This is a genomic window from Paenibacillus sp. FSL H7-0323 (assembly GCF_038002725.1).
Classification (GTDB): Bacteria; Bacillota; Bacilli; order Paenibacillales; family Paenibacillaceae; genus Paenibacillus_AQ; species Paenibacillus_AQ odorifer.
Genome location: NZ_JBBODB010000001.1, coordinates 4,123,845 through 4,146,735, shown reverse-complemented (window position 1 = coordinate 4,146,735; position 22,891 = coordinate 4,123,845). Strand labels below are relative to the sequence as shown.

The 22,891-nt window shown below is 42.4% G+C and carries 17 protein-coding genes; 16 read left to right on the top strand and 1 reads right to left on the bottom strand.

Annotation, left to right across the window (positions count from 1 at the left end; genetic code table 11):
• Positions 1 to 255: 255 nt before the first annotated feature.
• The 5 genes from MHH89_RS18725 (at position 256) to MHH89_RS18705 (ending at position 10,398) form a co-directional block, all read left to right on the top strand.
• Positions 256 to 7,086, top strand: a complete 6,831-nt coding sequence (locus MHH89_RS18725; RefSeq protein ID WP_341087836.1) for an S-layer homology domain-containing protein — start codon at positions 256 to 258, stop codon at positions 7,084 to 7,086.
• A 230-nt stretch (positions 7,087 to 7,316) separates the two neighbouring features.
• The gene (locus MHH89_RS18720; protein ID WP_081390592.1) at positions 7,317 to 8,348 is read left to right on the top strand and encodes a cation diffusion facilitator family transporter; all 1,032 of its coding nucleotides are present in this window, start codon (positions 7,317 to 7,319) and stop codon (positions 8,346 to 8,348) included.
• Between the two features lie 74 nt (positions 8,349 to 8,422).
• Positions 8,423 to 8,743, top strand: coding sequence for a metal-sensitive transcriptional regulator (locus MHH89_RS18715; RefSeq protein ID WP_076128794.1), 321 nt, complete (start codon positions 8,423 to 8,425; stop codon positions 8,741 to 8,743).
• 105 nt (positions 8,744 to 8,848) lie between these two features.
• Positions 8,849 to 9,178: a four-helix bundle copper-binding protein gene (locus tag MHH89_RS18710; protein ID WP_076193614.1), complete on the top strand. Its 330-nt coding sequence runs from the start codon at positions 8,849 to 8,851 to the stop codon at positions 9,176 to 9,178.
• A gap of 221 nt (positions 9,179 to 9,399) precedes the next feature.
• Entirely contained in the window at positions 9,400 to 10,398 is a 999-nt protein-coding gene (locus tag MHH89_RS18705; protein WP_076128790.1) for a globin-coupled sensor protein, read from the top strand.
• Positions 10,399 to 10,476: 78 nt separating this feature from the next.
• Here MHH89_RS18705 and MHH89_RS18700 read toward each other — a convergent pair whose 3' ends face one another.
• Complete coding sequence (locus MHH89_RS18700; RefSeq protein ID WP_155288200.1) at positions 10,477 to 10,647, bottom strand: hypothetical protein; 171 nt, start codon at positions 10,645 to 10,647, stop codon at positions 10,477 to 10,479.
• Positions 10,648 to 10,784: 137 nt separating this feature from the next.
• On the opposite strand from MHH89_RS18700, the gene MHH89_RS18695 reads away from it, so the two are divergent.
• The 11 genes from MHH89_RS18695 to MHH89_RS18645 all read left to right on the top strand — a co-directional run bounded on the left by MHH89_RS18695 (position 10,785) and on the right by MHH89_RS18645 (position 22,864).
• Positions 10,785 to 11,108, top strand: coding sequence for a PadR family transcriptional regulator (locus MHH89_RS18695; protein WP_036681391.1), 324 nt, complete (start codon positions 10,785 to 10,787; stop codon positions 11,106 to 11,108).
• Positions 11,109 to 11,124: 16 nt separating this feature from the next.
• Positions 11,125 to 11,661, top strand: coding sequence for a DUF2812 domain-containing protein (locus MHH89_RS18690; protein ID WP_076193619.1), 537 nt, complete (start codon positions 11,125 to 11,127; stop codon positions 11,659 to 11,661).
• A gap of 238 nt (positions 11,662 to 11,899) precedes the next feature.
• Entirely contained in the window at positions 11,900 to 13,132 is a 1,233-nt protein-coding gene (locus MHH89_RS18685; protein WP_256717231.1) for a glycosyl hydrolase family 8, read from the top strand.
• Positions 13,133 to 13,853: 721 nt separating this feature from the next.
• On the top strand, positions 13,854 to 14,654 hold the full coding sequence (locus MHH89_RS18680; protein WP_341087833.1) for a CPBP family intramembrane glutamic endopeptidase: 801 nt from the start codon (positions 13,854 to 13,856) through the stop codon (positions 14,652 to 14,654).
• 137 nt (positions 14,655 to 14,791) lie between these two features.
• Positions 14,792 to 17,173 (top strand): ATP-binding protein, encoded by a 2,382-nt coding sequence (locus tag MHH89_RS18675; RefSeq protein WP_341087830.1) that lies wholly within the window; start codon positions 14,792 to 14,794, stop codon positions 17,171 to 17,173.
• Positions 17,151 to 17,807 (top strand): response regulator transcription factor, encoded by a 657-nt coding sequence (locus MHH89_RS18670; RefSeq protein ID WP_341087829.1) that lies wholly within the window; start codon positions 17,151 to 17,153, stop codon positions 17,805 to 17,807. Before MHH89_RS18675 ends, MHH89_RS18670 begins: the two co-directional genes overlap by 23 nt.
• Positions 17,808 to 17,975: 168 nt before the next feature.
• On the top strand, positions 17,976 to 18,494 hold the full coding sequence (locus MHH89_RS18665) for a DinB family protein (RefSeq protein ID WP_076128815.1): 519 nt from the start codon (positions 17,976 to 17,978) through the stop codon (positions 18,492 to 18,494).
• Positions 18,495 to 18,510: 16 nt separating this feature from the next.
• Positions 18,511 to 18,654: a hypothetical protein gene (locus MHH89_RS18660; RefSeq protein WP_162636847.1), complete on the top strand. Its 144-nt coding sequence runs from the start codon at positions 18,511 to 18,513 to the stop codon at positions 18,652 to 18,654.
• Between the two features lie 207 nt (positions 18,655 to 18,861).
• Positions 18,862 to 20,823, top strand: coding sequence for an ABC transporter ATP-binding protein/permease (locus MHH89_RS18655; RefSeq protein WP_076128781.1), 1,962 nt, complete (start codon positions 18,862 to 18,864; stop codon positions 20,821 to 20,823).
• 28 nt (positions 20,824 to 20,851) lie between these two features.
• The gene (locus tag MHH89_RS18650; protein ID WP_076128780.1) at positions 20,852 to 21,520 is read left to right on the top strand and encodes a response regulator transcription factor; all 669 of its coding nucleotides are present in this window, start codon (positions 20,852 to 20,854) and stop codon (positions 21,518 to 21,520) included.
• Positions 21,521 to 22,864, top strand: a complete 1,344-nt coding sequence (locus MHH89_RS18645; RefSeq protein ID WP_081392613.1) for a sensor histidine kinase — start codon at positions 21,521 to 21,523, stop codon at positions 22,862 to 22,864.
• Positions 22,865 to 22,891: the final 27 nt, after the last annotated feature.

Below are 22,891 nucleotides of genomic sequence, written 5' to 3'. Positions count from 1 at the left end.
AAGCCTATTAAATTCAGGATTAAGTCCTGATATTTAATAGGTTTTTTTCTCATTTGTAAGGTTGTGGAAATGGATAGGTGAAGCGTGTAAATTATTGTTGTTTTTAATCAAAATTTAATGTTAAATTCGTAATAATTCTCTCGGATTATACCGATATAAAAATCAAACCAAATGGCTACAAATCTTAGAAAAGACATCTAATCTCCATATGGTGGAAGTATTTATATTTTGGTGTAATGCCAAAGGGGGAAAATTGTGATTAAGCGGAGTGGCAATCTTTTATTAGCAATAAGTTTAGTATTCTCTATCGTCAGTTCTCTGTTTATGCCTGCAGTAATTTATGCAGCACCCAGCAATAGCAATAGCAATAGCAATATCATAGATCAAAGCTCCACATCAGCTGGAAATTTGAGCAGTGTTGCTTTTGGTAACAATGTTTTTGTAGCGGTGGGCCAAGGAGGGATATCTACATCATCAAATGGCGTAGATTGGTCTATCTCAAAAAAGGCGGGGAACCCCAAACTAACTTCTATTGTGTTCGCTAATGGGCTGTTCTTAGCTATTGATGGTAGCGAAAAGGCAGTTTACAATTCACTCGATGGTGAAAATTGGACAAAAAAAACGTTAGCTATCACACCGGAAAGGTTGAAAGCGGTCAATGAAAAGTTCTTTGTATGGCAGTCAGTATATAAACCTGGCACCAATCCACCTTCTTATGATGTAACTCTACTACAATCCTCGGATGGCATTAACTGGACAGACACAGGAATCACTTCTACCAATGCAATATTCGGAATGCAAAGCTTAACGGATATTGCTTATGGCAACAACAAATATGTGGTCTCTGCTAACAATGCTGTCTATTATACCTCAACGAATCTGATCAATTGGACAACGGTCACCTTAACCGATCTTGTGATCAACCACTATAACTCTAGTTGGCCTTATGTTACGAATGTAATCTATTTAAATAATCGTTTCTTTAGTTATATCGTGACTCCGTATGCTAAAAAAGTATTCACCTCTACAGACGGTGCTAATTGGACCGTTGATGCCTCATGGGATAACAAGCAATTTTATGGGGGAGGTTCTTTAAATGGGAGCTATTTGTTGTTTGGGCAGGGTGTAATTTATAAATCTTCTGCGGCTCCGCTGGACAGCACCCAGTGGACATCTTCGGATACCCATACAACAATGATGATGAACAATATGGTTTACGGAAATGGAAAATATGTTGCTTCAGGGGGCAACGGCTTACTGGTTTCTTCTGACCTATCGGCGTGGAGTAATGTCAGCGGTAATCTGAAAAGTATTGCTAAGGATGGTAATGGCAATTATGTTGCCGTCTCATCCGGGGAATATGGCTCTATTTACAAATCTAATAGCTCCGCAGTATGGAACGATGTCACACCCTCCAAGCTGCCGGGAATGAATGCGGTCACTTATGGAGCAGGGAAGTTTATTGCGGTTACAGATAAAGAAAACTACAATCTTAACGCCAAAGTGGTGACCTCGACCAACGGTGATACTTGGACTATGACAGATACCGGAGTGCAGGACAATCTGACTGGCGTTGCTTTTGGCACAAATCAGTACGTTGCTGTTTCCGATTATGGCGGAATTTATTCTTCAGTTAACGGAACCTCATGGACAGAGAGATTTAAAAATGGGGATTTTGCATTTAATACAGTAGCTTACTTGAATAATCAATTTGTAGCTCTTGGGATGAAATACAATAGTACTACTTATGAGCAAGAGAGCGTTGTTATCGCAAAATCATCAGATGGAATACAGTGGAATGTGCCCTTAGAGATTGGGTTCCCCAATACTTCTTTAAAGGGAATTGCCTATGATGGTAGAGCTTATATTCTGGTTGGAGAAGATACACTTAGCCAGCAGGCAGTAATTCTAACCACAGAAGATTTGGTAACTTTTACGAAGGTTACAATGTCAGCTAGCGCACTAAATAATATCAGCTTTGGTAATGGGAGTTTTCTGGCTGTTGGATTGAAGGGGGAGTTATTCTCTTCGGCAGACGGATCCACGTGGACTCAGGAAACATCTGATCTTACCTCTAATCTTAATGGCATTATTTACGATGGTACTAATTTTAAGGTCGTGGGGGATTATTTCACTAAAATGACCCTGAACCTAGGACCTACTCTTGCATATAGCATCACCGCCTCAGCGGCGACTTTAACACCTGTCGTAGGTGTAGATAATGGGATTACGCTGACCGTGAAAAATTCGCTGGGCGATACGGATACAACGTTCACCGGAACGAAAGAAGTGACGGTAACCGGTTATGATGTTGCGCCGGACGGAACGTACGGAAGCTTAGGAAGCACCGCTTTAGCGGCTTCACCGAGCAAGATCAACGTTAATTTCGTTGAGGGTGTAGCACAGGTGAACCTGAAGCTGAACAAAGCTGGCGCGCAAGCGGTTGTGTTCAGCCAAGCAGGCGTAGCCACGCCAGCAGCAACAGCGCTGAACATTGCACCTGTCGCAGGTAGCACAGCGATAATGAAGCTGACCACGGGCGTAAGTGCGCCGCAGGCTAACGGCGGCAGCTTCGCGCAGCAACCAGTAATTACTTTGCTGGATCAGTTTGGGAATGTGAATATTGGCGACAACAGTACGATTGTTACTGTTTCGAAGAAGGATGCAGGAAGCTGGATGTTGACGGGGAATACGACGTTGAGGGCAGTAGCGGGTGTCATTTCCTTTACGGATCTGGGAGCTACGAATGCCACTGGAATCACCGGAGCCCAACTGGCATTTGCTGCGACAGGACTTCCACAGATCACTAGTGTAGCGTTGAATCTTCCAGAGCCACAGGGAGCGCAAAGCATCACTGCCTCAGCGGCGACGTTAACGCCTGTCGTAGGTGTAGATAATGGCATTACGCTGACTGTGAAGAACTCGCTGGGCAATATGGATACAACGTTTACCGGAACAAAAGAAGTGACGGTAGCGGGTTATGATGTTGCGCCGGACGGAACGTACGGAAGCTTAGGAATCAACGCTTTGGCAGCTTCACCGAGCAAGATCAACGTTGATTTCGTTGAGGGTGTAGCACAGGTGAACCTGAAGCTGAACACAGCTGGCGCGCAAGCGGTTGTGTTCAGCCAAGCAGGCGTAGCCACGCCAGCGGCAACAGCGCTGAACATTGCACCTGTCGCAGGTAGCACAGCGATAATGAAGCTGACCACGGGCGTAAGTGCCCCGCAAGCCAATGGCGGTAGCTTCGCGCAGCAGCCAGTGATAACGCTGCTGGATCAGTTTGGGAATGTAAACATTGGCGACAACAGTACGATTGTTACTGTTTCGAAGAAGGATGCAGGAAGCTGGATGTTGACGGGGAATACGACGTTGACGGCAGTAGCGGGTGTCATTTCCTTTACGGATCTGGGAGCTACGAATGCAGCTGGAATCACCGGAGCCCAACTGGCATTTGATGCGACAGGACTTCCACAGATCACTAGTGTAGCGTTGAATCTTCCAGAGCCACAGGGAGCGCAAAGCATCACCGCCTCAGCGGCGACGTTGACACCTGTCGTAGGTGTAGATAATGGCATTACGCTGACCGTGAAAAATTCGCTGGGCGATACGGATGCAACGTTCACCGGAACGAAAGAAGTGACGGTAGCGGGTTATGATGTTGCGCCGGACGGAACGTACGGAAGCTTAGGAAGTACCGCTTTGGCAGCTTCACCGAGCAAGATCAACGTTGATTTCGTTGAGGGTGTAGCACAGGTGAACCTGAAGCTGAACAAAGCTGGCGCGCAAGCGGTTGTGTTCAGCCAAGCAGGCATAGCCACGCCAGCGGCAACGGCGCTGAACGTTACACCTGTCGCAGGTAGCACAGCGATAATGAAGCTGACCACGGGCGTAAGTGCCCCGCAAGCCAATGGCGGTAGCTTCGCGCAGCAGCCAGTAATTACTTTGCTGGATCAGTTTGGGAATGTAAACCTTGGCGACAACAGTACGGTTGTTACTGTGTCGAAGAAGGACACTGGAAGCTGGACGTTGACGGGGAATACGATGTTGATGGCAGTAGCGGGTGTCATTTCCTTTACGGATCTGGGAGCTACGAATGCAGCTGGAATCACCGGAGCGCAACTGGTATTTGATGCGACAGGTCTTCCACAGATCACTAGCGCTACCGTGAATCTTCCACAACCACAGGGAGCGCAAAGCATCACTGCCTCAGCGGCGACTTTGACACCAGTTGTAGGTGTAGATAATGGCATTACGCTGACTGTGAAGAACTCGCTGGGCAATACGGATACAACGTTTACCGGAACAAAAGAAGTGACGGTAACGGGTTATGATGTTGCGCCGGACGGAACGTACGGAAGCTTAGGAAGTACCGCTTTGGCAGCTTCACCGAGCAAGATCAACGTTGATTTCGTTGAGGGTGTAGCTCAGGTGAACCTGAAGCTGAATAAAGCGGGAGCACAGGCTGTTGTGTTCAGCCAAGCAGGCGTAGCCACGCCAGCGGCAACAGCGCTGAACATTACACCTGTCGCAGGTAGCACGGCGACAATGAAGCTGACCACAGGCGTAAGTGCCCCGCAGACCAATGGCGGTAGCTTCGCGCAGCAGCCAGTGATAACGCTGCTGGATCAGTTTGGGAATGTAAACCTTGGCGACAACAGTACGGTTGTTACTGTGTCGAAGAAGGACACAGGAAGCTGGACGTTGACGGGGAATACGACGTTGACAGCAGTAGCGGGCCTCATTTCCTTTACGGATCTGGGAGCTACGAATGCAGCTGGAGTTACCGGAGCGCAACTGGCATTTGATGCGACAGGACTTACAGAGATCACTAGTGCAGTTATTGACCTTACCTGGCCTGAACTTGCTGCGCCAAGTATTGAGTCTGTAACAGCAGGAAACGGACATATTCGTATTACTTGGAGTCCCGTATATGGTACCGATAGTTACGCTGTATATCAGTCTACAGCTTCAGGTGTTTATGGAGCTGAGGTAGCTACTATAAGTGGCTCTGAGAACAGTTACGATGCTGTAGGATTAATTAATGGAACTGCTTATTATTTTATTGTTAAAGCTGTTAATCCTGATGGTATCAGTGCGGCTTCCAATGAAGTAACTAGAACGCCTCAGGTTCCAGCGCCGGGCGCGCCAATACTTCATTCACCTGTGGCAAGTAATGGCCTCATCGGCTTAACATGGGATCCGGTGAAGGGTGCGATTGGATACACTATATATCAAGGTATCACTTCTGGAATCTATGAGACCCAAGTGGCTACAGTAAGCGAATCTGTCTACAACTATGATGTGACAGGGTTAACTAATGGCCAATCTTATTATTTCGTAGTTAAGGCATCTAATCCGGGCGGGGAGAGTGCAGCTTCTAACGAAGTCAGCACGAAACCAAGAACATCACCATCTGCACCTACGGACTTAATAGCGGTAGCGGGAGATGGCGAGGCGACTGTGACATTTGCAGTTCCTGATTCGAACGGGGGAACTCCAATTACGAATTATGAGGTTACTGCTTCTCCGGGTAATATCGTAACGGTTGGGGCAACAAGTCCAATAACGGTAACAGGTCTAGCGAATGGAACCACTTATTCGTTTACAGTTAAAGCGATTAATAGCGCTGGTAGTAGTGTAGCTTCTGAAGTTTCGAACTCCGTGACACCGAAGTCATCAACGGAGGTTGAGGTTACACCTACACCGCCAACACCAACGCCAACGCCAACGCCAACAGAATCACCGACATCAACACCGACTGCACCACCTTCAACAACTGCACCAACTGCAACAGCAGGATCCACTGCTACAGCTACAGCTACACCATCTAGCAGCATGGTTGAGGTATTGGTGAACGGTAAGGTTGAAAATGCCGGAACAGCAACGATATCTGAGCATAACGGGCAGACGGTTACCACGATTGTTGTAGATCAGGCAAAAATAGAGCAACGTATCGAAAAGGAAGACCAGAATGCAATTATAACTATCCCTGTGACTGCGACTTCAGATGTGATTATTGGCGAGCTTAATGGCCAAATCATCAAAGATATGGAGCAGAAGCAGGCGCTGCTAATCATTCGTACTCCAAAAGGTACTTATACAATATCAGCAGCACAGATTGATATCAGTGCAATTTCAAAACAGTTTGGCACAGACATTGCTCTACAAGATGTGAAGGTGCAAATTTCAATTTCTGTTCCGACTGCGGATGCACTGAAAAGAATAGAAATGTTGGCAGCCAATGAAAAGCTAACGTTAGTAGCTCAGCCATTAGATTTCACGGTGAAGGTTACTTACGCTGGGAAAACTGTTGAACTCACTAAGTTTAATACCTATGTGGAAAGAACTATTCCTCTAGCGGATGGTGTAGACCTTAAGAAGATCACGACTGGGCTAGTGCTTGAAGCGGGGGGGACATTCCGCCATGTACCCACACAGATTGTTGCCATTGATGGCAAACACTTTGCGAAAATACACAGTTTAACGAACAGTACGTATTTTGTAGTTCAAGATCCACAGAACTTCAAGGATGTCGCCACCCACTGGGCTAAGGAAATTGTCAATGAGATGGCTTCCCGTAAGGTTATTAATGGAGTCGGCGACGATTTGTTTAACCCTAATCTGGAGATTACACGTGCAGAATTTGCGGCGATTATCGTACGTGGATTGGGATTGAAGTTGGAAAGCGGGACAACATCCTTTGCGGATGTAAAGGTCTCAGATTGGTATAATGATGCGGTGCAGACAGCTTACTCCTATAAGCTAATCAACGGTTTTGAAGATGGAGCGTTCCATCCAACAGACAAGATTACTCGGGAACAGGCGATGAGTATTATTGCTAAAGCTATGGTGATTACCGATCTGAAGACAAAACTTCCGGCCAAAGAAGCAAGCGAGCTGCTGAGCATTTACACGGATGCGAATGAAGCATCAGACTGGGCGAAGAGTGGCATCGCAGACAGCCTGCAAGCAGGAATCATCACGGGCAGAAGCGGAAATGTACTTGCCCCACAAGCCTTCATTACGAGAGCAGAAGTTGCGGCTATCATCCAAAGATTGCTGCAACAATCAGATTTGATTTAATACACGGTTCTGATTCGAGAGGATCCTTCATGCAGGAAGAGCTGCGGAGGGTCCTCTTTATTTTATTAGGTCAGAGACAATCATTTGTTGCTTTTTTATTGACAAGAAGAAAAATCCAGTTAATAATAACACATGAACACATGCTCATATGTTATTATTAACTGGAGCTTTTGAATGTAACTGCGCAGGGCTACGAATACTATCTAGCTGAAGGTAATAGGAGGTTAAGCATGATGAACAAGAAGAACAAACGCAATCATCAGGTCGAGAATGTACACGGGCAACAGTCCAATCACGATCACAGTAACCACGACCACGCTCATGAAGGACACAGTCACGCTCATGAAGGACACAGTCACTCCCATGGTTCTCACGGGCATCAACATTTTGATCCTAGTGGAAATAAAAAAGGGCTTTTGATTGCGTTGATCATTACGGTTGGAATTATGTTTTTGGAGTTTTTTGGTGGGTTGATTACTAACAGCTTAGCCCTGTTATCGGACAGTGGGCATATGCTAAACGATGCAAGCTCTCTAGCATTAAGCCTAGTAGCGGTCTGGTTTGCAACTAAACCTGCTTCTCCGAACAAAACGTATGGTTTTCATCGATTTGAAATTTTGGCGGCACTCTTAAACGGAGTTACTTTATTTGTAGTTGCTGGATTTATCATTGTAGAAGCTTATGGGCGGTTTTTTGAGCCGCCGACAGTTGCCAGCGGATCTATGATGCTGATCGCAAGTATTGGTCTTTTAGCCAATGTGGCTAGTGCATGGTCGCTTATGAGAAAAGGGGATGTGAAAAATAACATTAATCTCCGTAGTGCTTATCTCCATGTGCTTGGTGATGCTTTAGGTTCAGTAGGGGCAATTATTGCCGGTTTAATCATGATGATTTTTGGCTGGTATGTTGCTGATCCAATCATAAGCGTACTGGTTGCTCTATTGATTCTTAGAGGGGCATGGGGAATTATCAAACATACCGTTCACGTCCTTATGGAAGGCACCCCGATTACAATTAATCCAGCTGAAGTAAAGGAAATCCTCGAAAGCATTGAGGGGGTTAAAAATGTCCATGACCTGCATATCTGGACCATAACTTCGGGATTAGATTCACTCAGCTGTCATATCTTAATTGAAGAGGAAGCAGATGACCAACGCATTTTGCAGCAAGCGATTCGGTTAATTGCCGATCATTTCAAAATTCAACATACAACCATTCAGGTTGAAACTTCAGCTATAGTTCATGAAGAATTGAAAATCTAATCAATGATTTATTTTTTGAATAGAATAGGGGGGCTATAGTATAATAAAAATACGAGGAAAGGGGTGATCGGTGCATGGATAATCTGACTCACGAGCATGAATCATGCAGTACGGATGAGCGGAAAAGTCATCACTCAGATAAAACTAAAAAGAATTTGATTAGCCGGCTCAATAGAATTGAAGGTCAAGTTAGAGGGCTAAAAGGGTTAATTGAAAAAGACACCTATTGTGATGATGTGTTGCATCAAATCTCCTCGGTCCAATCTGCATTGAACGGCGTGGGCAAGCTTTTGCTGGAGCATCATATGAAAAGTTGTGTAGTGGAACGTATCCAGGAAGGTGAGAACGAGGTACTGGATGAACTATTAGTTACCATCAATAAATTAATTAGATAATTGATCAATCGGAAGGATTCCCCGGAATCCTTTTTTATTTGCTCAAATTGGGTATATATAGAGTAGGGGACTATCCTAATTAATGAATTGAGAGGAGAATGTGTTATGGCACATCAAAACTACAAAGAGTGTATCGATGAGTGTTTAAAATGTATGATAGCTTGCAATCACTGTTACTCAGCTTGTTTGGATGAGGATCATGTGGGGATGATGAAGGAGTGCATTCGCCTGGATCGTGAATGTGCAGATATATGCGAGTTTGCAGCTCATGCCATGTCGATGAACAGTAAATATGCAAAAGAGATTTGTTTAGCTTGTGCAGAAGCTTGTGAAGCCTGCGGCAACGAATGCCAAAAGCATGATCATGAACATTGCCAGCAATGTGCAGAAGCTTGCTTAGCTTGTGCAAAAGTTTGCCGTGAAATGGCGGCGTAATTTAAAGCTTGAAACTGAAAGGGCTGCTGCGGCAGCCCTTTATTCATGAATAGGAAGCCAAATCTAAGGGCAACTAGTGAGGTTTTGTAAAATTATTAAGCAATATAGGTAAATATAGTGTTAAAATTTATTGAAATAATACCTTTATAATCAAGAGATATAGATGCCATAGGGGATGGCTGAGAAAAATAAACAGTTATGAGAGGGATGTTAACGACGGTATGATCAATCTTAGTCCAGAACGACTCCAGCAAGTTAGCTATATAGGGATTACTGAGGCTGATTTAGAATTATTAAAAAGCAAGGAGAAAGAATTCAACTTAATCGTTAGCTCATTGGTTGAGGAGCTGTATAAACAGATGACGATGGAGCCAGAGCTGCTCCACATCATTGAGCAGCACAGTACACTGGATCGATTGAAAGAAACACAGCAGTGGTATTTTTTATCTATGGCCGCTGGTGTGATCGATGAAGCATTTATTGAAAGACGTTTGCTTATCGGGAAAATCCATTCCCGTATTGGATTAACAACGAATTGGTATTTGGGGACGTACATATTATATCTGGATCTGGCTACTGCTTATTTTGAACGGATATTACCAAACGAATGGAAGCCTGTTATCCATGCCTTAACCAAGATGTTTAATCTCGATTCACAGCTCGTTCTTGAAGCCTATGAAGTGGATGAAAAAGCAAAAATAGAAAACTTGCTGGAGAAGCAAAATCACCTGCTTACAGGAGTGAGTTCAGCCGTTCAGGAGCTGGTATCTTTGATGGTTCAATTAAAGGATAGCAGTGAATCGATAGAAAGTTTAGCTAGTAAAAATGCTGATTATCAAGAGAAAACGCATCAAACGGTATTATATTTGGACAAAGAGGTGGAGTCTATTCATCAAGTGGGTACGATGATTAGAGAAGTGGCTGATCATACGCATCTTTTAGGCCTGAATGCGGCTATTGAAGCAGCCAGAGCTGGGGAGTTTGGAAGAGGTTTTGAAGTTGTGGCTAATGAAGTTCGTAAGCTAGCCCGTCGCTCAAAGGATTCACTGGTAACCATTGACCAGAAACTCGACAATATCAATGCCACCCTTTCCAAGGTGAAAAAAGAATCGGAACATAACTCCATGTATTCCAAGGATCAGGTCAAAAGCTCTCAAGAGCTGGCTTCCTTCGTGAACTTAATTGAAAAAGTGACTGCTGAGTTAGAGAACTTGAAATGAAGCTGCCACGGATTGAAACACTCCTTCAGAAAATTCTGAGGAGTGTTTTTTGATTGAAGAAGTTATTAGCGGTATAGCTTAAACATCAGTTTTGGAGACACCGTTTAAGCTGGGCACATAATCAGCAGCCTTATCGATGTTCACCATCTGAGCGGCTTCATTGAAATTGTTGTTATTCTCCGCATTGTTTTTCTTACTTGGTTGATGTTTTCCTGGAGCTTCTTTGGGATTGGCACTATTTTTGGGCATGACATTCACCTCCATATTCTTCACCTAGTATGAGAAGGTAGTTTGAATTTTATGCCAGCAGTTGACAAGTGTATCATTAAAAGATATAGTTCATTTAATGATATATCTTTTAATGATACATATGAGGAGGTGATTAAGTGTCAAGAACGGACTCATTGGAAATGGGAGAGCTCACAGACACTGCATTTTATATTCTCTTGTCTTTAGTCGAAGCCAAACACGGATATCTGATTATGAAATCAATCGAAACGATGACGAACAATCAATTTTCAATTGGGCCTGCTTCCATGTATACAACCATTAAGAAGCTGTTAGCGGCTGAATTTATTGAGCTGTATAAAGAAGAAGAGGACGACAAACGAAAAACGTATATTGCAACGGAAAAAGGAATTGGATTGCTAAGAAAAGAAGTAGAGCGCCGAAAAGAAATGATTAGACATGCAGAACAAATTCTCAAATAAAAGGTGGGGAATAGGCATGAAGAATACAAAATATGTGACCAGCGGGGGCTTAGCTTTTACTGAAAAAGGAGATATGCAGAAATTGAGTAAGTATGCCAAAAGGGGCTGGCTCCTGGAGAGCTTTGCACCTTTGGGTTATAAGTTAAGAAAGGGAGATCCCCAGAATCTTGAGTACAGTGTAGATTATCACACGAATGTCGATGAGGAGTATTATTTGATTTTTGAAGATGCCGGATGGACTTATGTCTGTTCTGCCGGAAATGGGTTTCATATCTTTCGGGCAGCTGCAGGTACGGCGCCTATCTACTCGGACACAGGGACCCTCATTGACAAATATGAACGTGAAAAGAAAACGATGGGCAAAGTAGCCTTGCCATTGCTTATAGCTTTGATTGCTTTTATCTTCTTAGCGATCTTGGGCGTTAATGGATGGTTACCTGAGATCGTGAGGAATATCAGCCTGGTGTTAGTAGTGGTCACACTTTGTATGTTGGTCTTTCCGGGTCTTCCATACATTGCGTATCGATTCAAATTGAATAAATTACGAGAATAGCGAATGGATTTTTATCTAAAGGATGTTTGCACAGCCATGAATGAAGTTGGTTGTGGAACCATCCTTTTTTTAGTTGAGGAGTGAGAACAAATCTAAGTCTCAGGTATATAGTACTAATGATCTATTAATGGAATTGCTTATATATTAATTCCATATTCTGTATTACAATGATAGCGAATACGAATTAGCTTGCTGTTTTCTTTCAAATTTATTACCACAATTGAAGAGGAGGCAATGAATGATGAAGAAGGATGCAAAGCTTAGGTTGAGTTGGAAAAGCCTTATTGTCGTATGCTTGGTAATTAGTATTCTTCCTGCCGGTTCCGCGTTTGCAGCAGTGAACAAACCTTTTCCGCAACATTCCACCTACACGAGTGGATCTATCAAGCCAAACAATGTAACCCAGACCAGTATGGATAATTCAGTGAAGACCAAATGGGATGCGTGGAAAACGGCCTATCTCAAACCAGCTGGCACTGGCAAATATTACGTTAAGTATAATTCAGATGGAGAAACGGTATCTGAAGCACATGGTTACGGGATGTTGTTCACAGTTTTGATGGCTGGTTATGACAGCAATGCTCAGACTTATTTTGACGGCTTATATAATTATTACAAGGCTCACCCAAGTGCAATTAACCCTTATTTGATGTCCTGGAAGCAAAACAGCAGCTTTCAAAATATTGAAGGCGAGGACTCTGCTACAGATGGAGATATGGATATAGCGTTCTCATTGCTGCTTGCGGACAAGCAGTGGGGAAGTAGTGGTACGATCAATTATTTACAAGCTGCAAAAGATATCATTAATGCGATTATGGACAATGAGATTAACCAGACACAGTGGACGATCCGTCTAGGTGACTGGGCGAATAGCGGCTCGTATAATACGGCAACTAGACCTTCTGATTTCATGCTAAATCATTTAAAAGCATTCCAACAGGCTACAGGAGATACCCGCTGGACGAATGTTATCGATAAAACGTACACGATTATAAATAGCCTTTATACGGGTTATAGCTCTAGCACTGGGCTGTTGCCTGATTTCGTAGTTTACTCTGGGGGTGTGTATAAACCTGCTGCGGCGAATTTCCTTGAGGATGCCAATGACGGGAATTACAATTACAATTCTTGTCGTACCCCATGGCGGATCGCAACAGATTATTTGATTACTGGAGACAGCAGGGCGCTTACGCAGCTCAATAAGATGAATAGCTGGATTAAGACTAAAGTAAGCAGTACACCTGGTAGTATAAAAGATGGGTATAAGCTAAACGGAACCGTATTTGGAAGTTACAATAGCGGTGCCTTCTATGCTCCATTTGGAGTCAGTGCGATGACCTCATCAACTTACCAAAGCTGGTTGAATTCTCTCTGGAGCCACACAGCAAGCAGTGCTGCAGAAGATTACTATGAAGACAGCATCAAGCTGTTTTCGATGATCGTTATGTCTGGTAACTGGTGGACCTATTAAGATAACGTATAGTTAGAAAAAGGCTGTCTCCAAAACGTTCATGCCCAAAACCATAAAAGTCAAACAGAACAGCGATTCTCCTAATATTGGAGAATCGCTGTTTTGCATTTTTGGTCAACTACTGTTTGTTTCAGTAGATTAGGGGCAAAAGTAAAGCCACCTGATCTCTAATGTTACGGTGGAGCATCCTTTATTTGATAACCAATTGAATCAAGGGGCGTACCTATTGATGCTCCAAAGGATGCAATAAGTGAAGCACTTATACAGCAATTGGGGAATTTCTCCCTAAAATTCAGAGATTTCTGTTCATCAGACTTATAATTAGGGAAAACTTCCCTGAATTTTGGCCGATTCAGTAACTAATAAAGAAATCCCCCTGATTATTTAGGGAGGAATTCCCTGATTCCGTCCTTTTAGAGCCAAAATCGGCTATTTTCAGGGAGTATTTCCCTAATTAGTTTACACTTACGCTGCACATCGCACATCGCACATCGCACATCGCACATCGCACATCGCACATCGCACATCGCACATCGCTCACCATTTCACTATTTTTAGGACAACCTTACTGAAGACTTTGCGGCATACAGATATGCAGTACCGCAAAAGAATTGTGGTTTTAACGAACGTTGTTTTCGGTGAAACGTCCTGCCTGGTTATATACAATTGGATTAAATAGGAAGATATAGTTCCTTATATCTAAAAAGGGTAGGTGATAATATTGCTCTCAGACAAGAAACAATCTCTTCTATTTATTATTTTCGTATGGGCAATGGCGTTAGGGATGTTGCTGCTTCCGGAATCGGCGCAAGGTCTGTATGGATTTACTCCTTTTTTCACAGTATGTATCATGATGTTTCTGATTGTGAGAGATGGATACAGTGCTGAGGGATGGAGAAGGTTGGGCTTCAAATTTAGGGGAGGCAAAGAATACATATTGGCTTTAGTTATTCCCTTAGGTTCACTGGGAGCGGGATATGCTGTCTATTGGATGGGATGGAACTCAAGCTTAATTTCTCCAGATTCATGGATCAAGACTGCTATATATTTGCTCGTTTACATTGTTCTTGGTTCATTATCTGCTTTGGGGGAAGAGATCGGTTGGAGGGGTTGGCTGCTCCCGCGTTTTCAATGGATGGGAAGAGTAAGTTCTAGTGTAACAATGGGCTTAATCTGGGCTATATGGCATTATCCGGCGATTCTTGGGCCGCGTGCTTATCATTCCTCTGGAAGCCGCTGGCTCGTGGTGGTGCTCTTTACCTTATCTGTTATGTTTGCGGGCATCATTATAAATGAACTGCGTCTGACCTCCGGTAGTATTTGGCCGGCAGTGCTTTTACACGGAACTAATAATGCTGTAGATAGTGTTTTGCACAATATTACTTTCAGTTCTTCACCTATGTTGGAGTATGTAGCCGGGGAGAGTGGTTGGGTTCCAGTGATTTTATATGGCTGCGCAGCGATATGGATTCTGGATCGAAACCACAGAGTGAAGCAGCAAAAAGCCAGGATAGAGCTATAATTCAATGCGGATATTTAGAGGAGAAGGAATATCATGCATAAAAGTATATAATTTCCTTTGTGATTCATATAAAATGGTAGGGGAATACCAAATAAGAATAGAGATATGTATAATTTTGTTCGTTCGGGGGATTTGAAATGACAGTAAAACTCCGCCAGTTATTCATATCAGGGTTACTTTGCCTTTTTGTTTTTCTTATTATTCATTTTGTGTGGGTCATTCACTCTAACATCTTGCTTGGCGTTGGTCTGGAGCAGAATGAAGAAGGGCAATATTATATTGCTGAGGCAGACGTTTCAAGCGAAGGGTATAAACAGAATCTAAGGGAAGGGGATATCTTATTACGGGTTAATGGGAAGCCGATTGATAAAGTGGATGAAGCTGTGAGATATGGAAGCTTAACTCAGGTTCAATCCGTTGACCTTCTTCGTAACTCCAAAGGGGGGGCTCCACTTGCTTTGCATTATGATATTGAGAATAAGTCCTCCATCTATCATACGTTTACCCAGCTTGTAGTCCCTGGAGCGACATTTGTTTTTTTGGCAGTGTTAAGCCTTCTATTATACCGCAGGAAAAGCGGGGATCGCTCAGCAGAGCTGCTGATTTTATTCTTTTTATTAGTCGGAATAACTTACTTTGCGGGATATGCCTCAAGTAGATCTGATCTTATAGGTAGAATCGCGATGGGTAGCGTGTTGCCTTTAATTCCACTGGTTTTTATTCACTTTCTCCAAGTATATCTGAAACGATTTGATGTATTAGTTCTATCTACTACTGTAATCAAAATATACTATGGCCTGGTCATTTTACTAAGCCTATTTTCCACCTCCAGTCTAATGGTTTACTCCTGGGATAGATCCTTGTATTCCTTTGTAAGGTTAATTATTATTGGGTTCTTTGTTTTTGGGATTTTTTACAGCATATTTAAGCTGCTATATTTATACATTACTTATCGAAGCACAGCGCTTAAATCGATGTTTAAAATTATGCTTACCGGACAAATCCTTGCGTTTACACCGTTTGTTCTCTTCTCAGCTGCACCCATTGCTGTTGGGGTCAACCTGATTCCTTACGAAATTACTACGATCTTTTTGTTTTTGATGCCAGTTACTTATTTTTATCTGCTGACGGCTAGGCAACTATTTGATATTGATTTCGCTTTTAATCGGTTTAAATATTATTTATTAATTGCTTTTTTTCCGGCGCTAATGATTGTAGCCGTACTTGCGATCATTCAGAGCAGGCAAGAGTATGATTGGATCAAATGGATTCAGATGTTTTTGGTTGTATATTTATCTATTACAATCTTTTTATTCTTTAAGGAGAAAATAGATTATTATTTCCGGCCTAAACTGTTCCGTGAGCTTTATCATTATCAAGGTAGTCTGGAGCGATTCTCGAAGCAAATCTCCAAGGTTATGAAGCGGTCTGATTTGGAGGCTGCAATTCACAAGGAAATCAATGAGATTTTACCGGTTAATCGGTCTGCTTTTTTTGAGAGAGATGAGGATATGAGTAACCTCGAACAAATAGTCGACAATTCGGGCCAAGAGATCAACATAGAATTTGTATCGAAATCTCCAGTTTTTAAGGTAGGAGAAGTAGTTCAACTCAAACAGGGGATCTTACTCGTAATCGGACGTCACCAAAAAAAATTTCATCTCCTCTGGATTGATCATAAGAAGAACCATACAAAGCTTAATTCGGATGAGCTTAACTGGTTAAATACCCTCGCAAATTATGCGAGTATTGTCTATGAGAATTTATATCTTATTGAAGGCTTGATTGAAGACCTTGAAGCAGAGATGAAAAAAGAGCTACATGCAGCACCATGGGTTCTACGCCTGATCTTTAACTTATCAGAGAAAGAACGCAGAAAGCTGGCGGCGGATTTACATGATTCTGCTCTTCAGGATCAGCTCATTTGGCTTCGCAGGCTGGAAACACTGATCTCCGATCATGATATTGAGGCGGATATTTTGCCAGAGCTGCTTCAGATTAAAGAGGGACTTCTGGATGTGATATATCAGATTAGGGAGACCTGCAATGAACTGCGTCCGCCGCTGCTAAGAGAGACCGGAATTGTGAAGGCACTGGAACTATTGTTTGAGTATGCCCAGCTGCAGTCCAACTACATTATCACCTTTACATCCAGTCCGATTGGTGAGCTAAGTGAAGACCTGGTGATTGCGTTGTATCGAATAGTACAGGAGCTCCTGCGGAATGCCGGGAAACATGCCAAGGCGAATCAGATTGAAATTGAGCTGGACCAGCAAGAGCACCTCTATTTTCGATATAAGGATGATGGGATTGGCATGAATATAGTTGATATCAGGGAATCTTTTCAGCATATGGGCCTGTCTGGAATCAAAGAACGTGTTGCTAGCTTAGAGGGGGAGTGCACTTTTACCTCGGAGAAAGGGAAGGGACTGGAGGTTATTATTTATTTACCGACAATGGCTTTTGTAGAAGAAAAGCACAGAGGAGGCGATGACGATGATACGTATCTTGTTGGTTGATGATCATCCTTCAGTCGGAGAAGGAACCAAAACTATGATTGAGCAGGACGCGGATATGGAGGTTACTTTTGTTTTGTCAGCGATGGAAGCTTTGGATAGGCTGGAGCAACAAGAATTTGATGTGATCTTATGCGACCTCAACATGCCTACGATCAGCGGACTTGAATTCGCCAAAAAAGCCGTTCAACGTGATCCTGAATCTAAAGTGGTGATTTATACCGGATATGAGATCAGTGCTCATTATAATCTTTTGATGGAGTCAGGGGTCACAGGATTTATCTCTAAAACAGCTTCCCGGGAACAGTTGTTAAATACCATTCGTTGTGCACTAAGGAATGAGGCGGTCATTCCGGTGTCTTTACTTAAACAGCTACGAAGAAATGATATCAAGATTTCTAATCACCGGGATAATCGGCTGCTTGAAGAAGTGTCCATTAATCAAAGAGAACAGGAAATACTCCAAGAAGTAGCTAGTGGAAAAAGCAATAAAGACATAGCCAGCAAGCTTTTAATGTCACAAAGGACTGTAGAGTATAACCTGACGAGAATCTTTGAGAAGCTTAGTGTACATTCCAGATCCGAAGCTATAGTGGAAGGGAAGCGACTAGGTCTTGTTAGGATGGAGACTTTCTAAGTTGAAGCCCATACAACCCAATACATAGTTTTGTTAGTTTTATTCATGGTGTTAAGCACCTCACTTTTGCATCTTGATCGTCATTACCTGTAATTCATAATTCTGAACCATTCAGGTATTTAGAGTATTATTCTGAAGAAATCAAGGAGGAACATCCATATGATTGACATGAACCAAATATTTTTGATTACAGATATCCCAGGTTACTCCCCGCAAATCAGCCGACTTTTATCCATGATGAACTATGCAAGATATACAACATTAGAAGCCGTTAAGGGTCTAACTGTGGAACAACTGGATTATTTATTGGATGCTCAGAGTAACTCTATTGGAGCGTTATTATTGCACTACGCTGCTGTAGAATATGCATATCAAGTAGCAACGTTTGAGCAAAGAGATTTGTCTGAAGAAGAGCTAACGAGATGGGGGCCAGCATTAAATTTAGGAGACGAAGGACGAGCCAATATTAAGGGGAATGACCTGAGCTATTATTTAGATCGCCTAAATGAAGTTAGACAAAAGACTTATGAATTATTCGCAACCGTCGATGATAATTGGTTATATACTGAAGAGGAATTCTGGCATAACAAACCTGCGAACTACTATTTTATGTGGTTTCACGTTTTTGAGGATGAAATCAATCATAGAGGCCAGATTAGGCTGATCCGAAAAAGAGCACTAGCTTAAGAAAGGAGGCGCGCGAATGGAGTACATAGAGAAAAATATAAAGCCTTTATTTAAGAAATATCCGCTGCTCTCGAAATTTGTATTAACAGTGGTGATTATAGACATCGTTTATTACGCCGGAAAACAAGTTGGAGGATTAGCTTATTACCTCATGCACTAATTTCTTTTGAAAATAAGCCGAATAGAAAAGGCGAGTTCCACTCATTTTGAGTGTGAATTCGCCTTTTTATATTGCTTAACCTAAATATCTGCTGTAGCTCTGACTCTTCCATGTGGCTATCCAGTTCATTATCAGTTCACACAAATTTGTTAGGATATGAAACATCAAAAGAGATATAGAGCATGACCAGGAGAGGAAGAGAAATAAATGAAAATATTAGAAGTTAAACATGTAAAGAAATCATATACTTTGTACGGTAAAGAAAAGGTGCCAGTACTCCATGATGTGAATCTAAGCTTTGAGACAGGTGAATTTGTCTCTATTCTAGGTGAGTCTGGCTGCGGAAAGTCCACACTGATGAACATCATTGGGGGAATGGACTCCGATTATGAAGGCGAGGTCCTTGTCCGCGGAAAGAATTTAAGCACGATGACCGAAAAGGAAATGGATGATTATCGCAAGAACAATATTGGCTTCGTTTTTCAAAATTTCAATCTGATCCCGCATCTGTCAGTTTTGGAGAATGTTACAGTGGCGATGCAGATGACGGATACCAGTGAGAAGGACCGTAATAAACGTGCTATAGATATTTTGACTGAGGTAGGCTTGAAAGAGCACCTGAAAAAACGTCCCAATCAGCTGTCCGGTGGACAGAAGCAAAGAGTGTCCATCGCCCGCGCGCTAGCGAATAATCCTGATATTATTTTGGCAGATGAACCTACAGGGGCATTGGACAAGGATACCGGCGATCAAATTTTAGCCTTATTGGACAGCATAGCCAAAAGAGGGATATTGGTCATTACCGTGACCCACTCACAGAAAGTAGCCGACTCTGGTACCCGTATCGTAAAGGTGGAAGAAGGACGGATTAAAGATGATATTCAGTTAAAGGACCGCTCTTTGATTAGTTACGATGGAGGAGAGGGGTCATCCCGGAATCTCAGTTTATTTGCATCTTTTAAAATGGCTCTGCAGAACATGAAACTCAACGCCAAACGTAATGTATTGGTAGCTTTGGGTGGGTCTATTGGTATTTTAAGCGTACTGTTGATGCTTTCCTTAGGGAATGGAATTACGAACTATATGAATGACGAAATTAATTCAAGTATGGATCCTTTACTCGTGGATATAACTAAACCCAGTGAAGAAGCTAAAGGCATGCAAGGTCCAGAGGCAATGATGTTGCCCGGCGAAACGTTTACGGCTGCCGATATTGAAACCATCCGAAATATTCCAAATGTTGATTATGTAGAAACCATCACTTCCATTTCGGGCAAATCTACTATGGTTTATGCAGATCAGACGGTTAGTCTTACACAATTAACAACCTTAACGGATGCTTTTGCTAAAGAGACGATTACCGCAGGAGCTTTTCCAGAGGGCAAAGAGATATTATTACCCGTGAAAACGGCAAGTAAATTAAGCGGAAATGACAGTCCAGAGTCTTTAGTAGGGAAATCGATTTATCTATATATTAATGAAATGGATGCTAAGCATAAACCGATCACATTGGAACAAGAAGTCACTATCTCTGGTATTTATGAAAGCACTGATCCAAGAGCGCAAATGCAACCCACGGGTTATCTTCCAGCGCAGACTCTGGAGCAAATGTATGTTGACAAGGGGATTACAATAGGTCCAATTCAAGTTAATGCTTTTGCAACCGATATGAAATATGTGAATGATATTAATGCAGCCGCTGTTGATGCTGGATTCTCAGGTTCTCAATCGGCAAAAATCATGGAGCGAATCACAACTTATGTGAATATGGCTACTATAGTTCTCTCTGGTATTGCCGGGATTTCACTTCTCGTATCAGGGATCATGATATTGGTTGTGCTATATATCAGTGTAGTGGAACGGACTAAGGAAATTGGGATTCTTCGGGCAATTGGCGCAAGGAAAAAAGATATCAAACGTATATTCTTTTCTGAATCAGCTTTATTAGGTGTATTCAGCGGTATCTTTGCGGTACTCTTTGCCATTGTCATTAGTTATGTGTTAAATATTCTCTTGGACAATGCTTTTGGAGTGAAACTTATTAATCTATCCGGTTATTATGTGTTATTTGGGATCGTTGTGAGTACCCTGATTAGTATTATCGCCGGTTTGATGCCATCCTCTAAGGCTGCCAAACTGGATCCAATGGAATCTCTACGATATGAATAAATAGGTTAGCGGAGAGGAAAATTGAGAGATGAACACGATTCTAGTGGCGGATGATGATTCTCATATCCGTAGATTAATACGATTATATCTTGAAAAAAACCAATTTTCCGTAGTGGAAGCAGCAGACGGTCAAGAGGCATTAGACATTCTAGCGCATACAAAGATCGATTTGGTGATTGTAGATGTGATGATGCCAAATGTAGATGGTATTGAATTGACCGAAGATATCCGATCTTATATCGATATTCCAATTCTGATGGTTACAGCTAGAGGAGAATCTAAGGACAAAGTCAGAGGATTTAATGCCGGATCAGATGATTATTTAGTCAAACCGTTTGATCCCATTGAATTGGTCCTGAGGGTAAAATCACTATTAAAAAGATATCATTTAACCTCCTCGAGTGTGATTCAACTAGGCGCAGTGATGATTGATCTGGGGAATTTGAACGTTGTTACGGCTCAGAGAACGGTGGAGTTGAAGAAAAAGGAATGTGAGTTGTTATTTGCTCTGGCGGGTTCGCCAGGGCAAATATTCACGCGTTCTCAGCTCATAGAAAATATTTGGGGTGTCGATTATGAAGGCGACGAGCGTACGGTAGATGTGCATATCAAACGTCTGAGAGAAAGACTTGAATCGATTCCCGAGCTAATTATTTCTACGGTAAGAGGACTTGGATACCGTCTGGAGTTGGCCTAAATGTTAAAAAAAAGCCTGCGTCTGCGTATTGTCATTACGTTCATTGGGATTGTGATCGTCAGCTTAATGATCTCTTTTTTGCTAAATGTACGGTTTTCCGAAAATAATGTGACCCCAAACCATATCTTCATTAGAGTAGCTGGGGACGTAGCCAAAGTGCTTACCCTAATCGATGATCCGGAAAAAGCACAGGCATTTACTAAACTGCTCAATAAATATGGGGTCGATATTGCGAAAGTGAGAGTGAATGAGTGGAGTGATGCTGTTTTTTCAGTGGATAAGGAGAAGGTTGCCGCTCTATTTAAGCCAGATTCCACAGACGCAGTGATGCTTAATGATAAGTCTGGTGTTGCTATTGTTGGCATTCCCATCGTAGATAAGGAGAAAGCTGCGCTCATCATTAAAATTGATTTTTCGTCGAGCTTGATCACATTCAGACGCAACGTGTTTTTTACACTTCTAACGGTTTTAGTCATTGGAAGTTTACTGATTCTCTTGATGTCCGGATTCATTGTTAAGCCTATCAAACGTCTGACGGAAGCAGCTAAAAAAATGGCATCAGGCGATTTATCTGTGCGCTTGACGCATAAAAATCAAGATGAGTTCGGGGAACTGATGGAAAGCTTTAATCATATGGCTAGTGAGCTGCAAAAGATAGACTCTGTTCGTGATGATTTTGTCAGCAATGTCTCTCATGAAATGCAGTCTCCGCTTACGTCCATTAGAGGGTTTACTAGAGCGCTGCAAGATGGTGTCGTTCCAGTAGAAGAGCAAAAAGAACATCTGGATATTATTTATCAGGAAACGCTGCGCTTATCCCGCCTAAGTGACAATCTGCTTAGATTAGCCTCGCTTGATTCAGAACATCATCCGGTTAATCTCACCACTTTTCAGCTGGATGAACAGTTAAGAAGAGCGATCGTTCTGGCGGAGCCACAATGGGCACAGAAAAACATTCAGATAGAATTGGATTTATTACCCTGCCAAATTACGGTGGATAAAGATTTGTTTGATCAAGTCTGGCAAAACCTAATCAATAATGCTATAAAATATACAAGCCAAGAGGGTATCATTCATGTCGAAATCGAGCGTTCTATAGCGTTTGTGAAGGTTTCTATTAAAGATTCTGGTCAAGGCATACCAGAGGCAGCATTGCCCCGCATTTTTGATCGTTTTTATATGGTGGATAAAGCGCGGAGCAGCGTTCATAAAGGGAATGGACTTGGATTATCCATTGTTTTAAAAATTCTAAAAATGCATGATTGTAAAATAGAAGTGGAGAGCAAGGTTGGGGAAGGAACTCAGTTTATTGTCTCGATCCCTGTCTCTCAACCCTATGAATAGTTAACGGGCTGAAGCTTAAGGCAAACG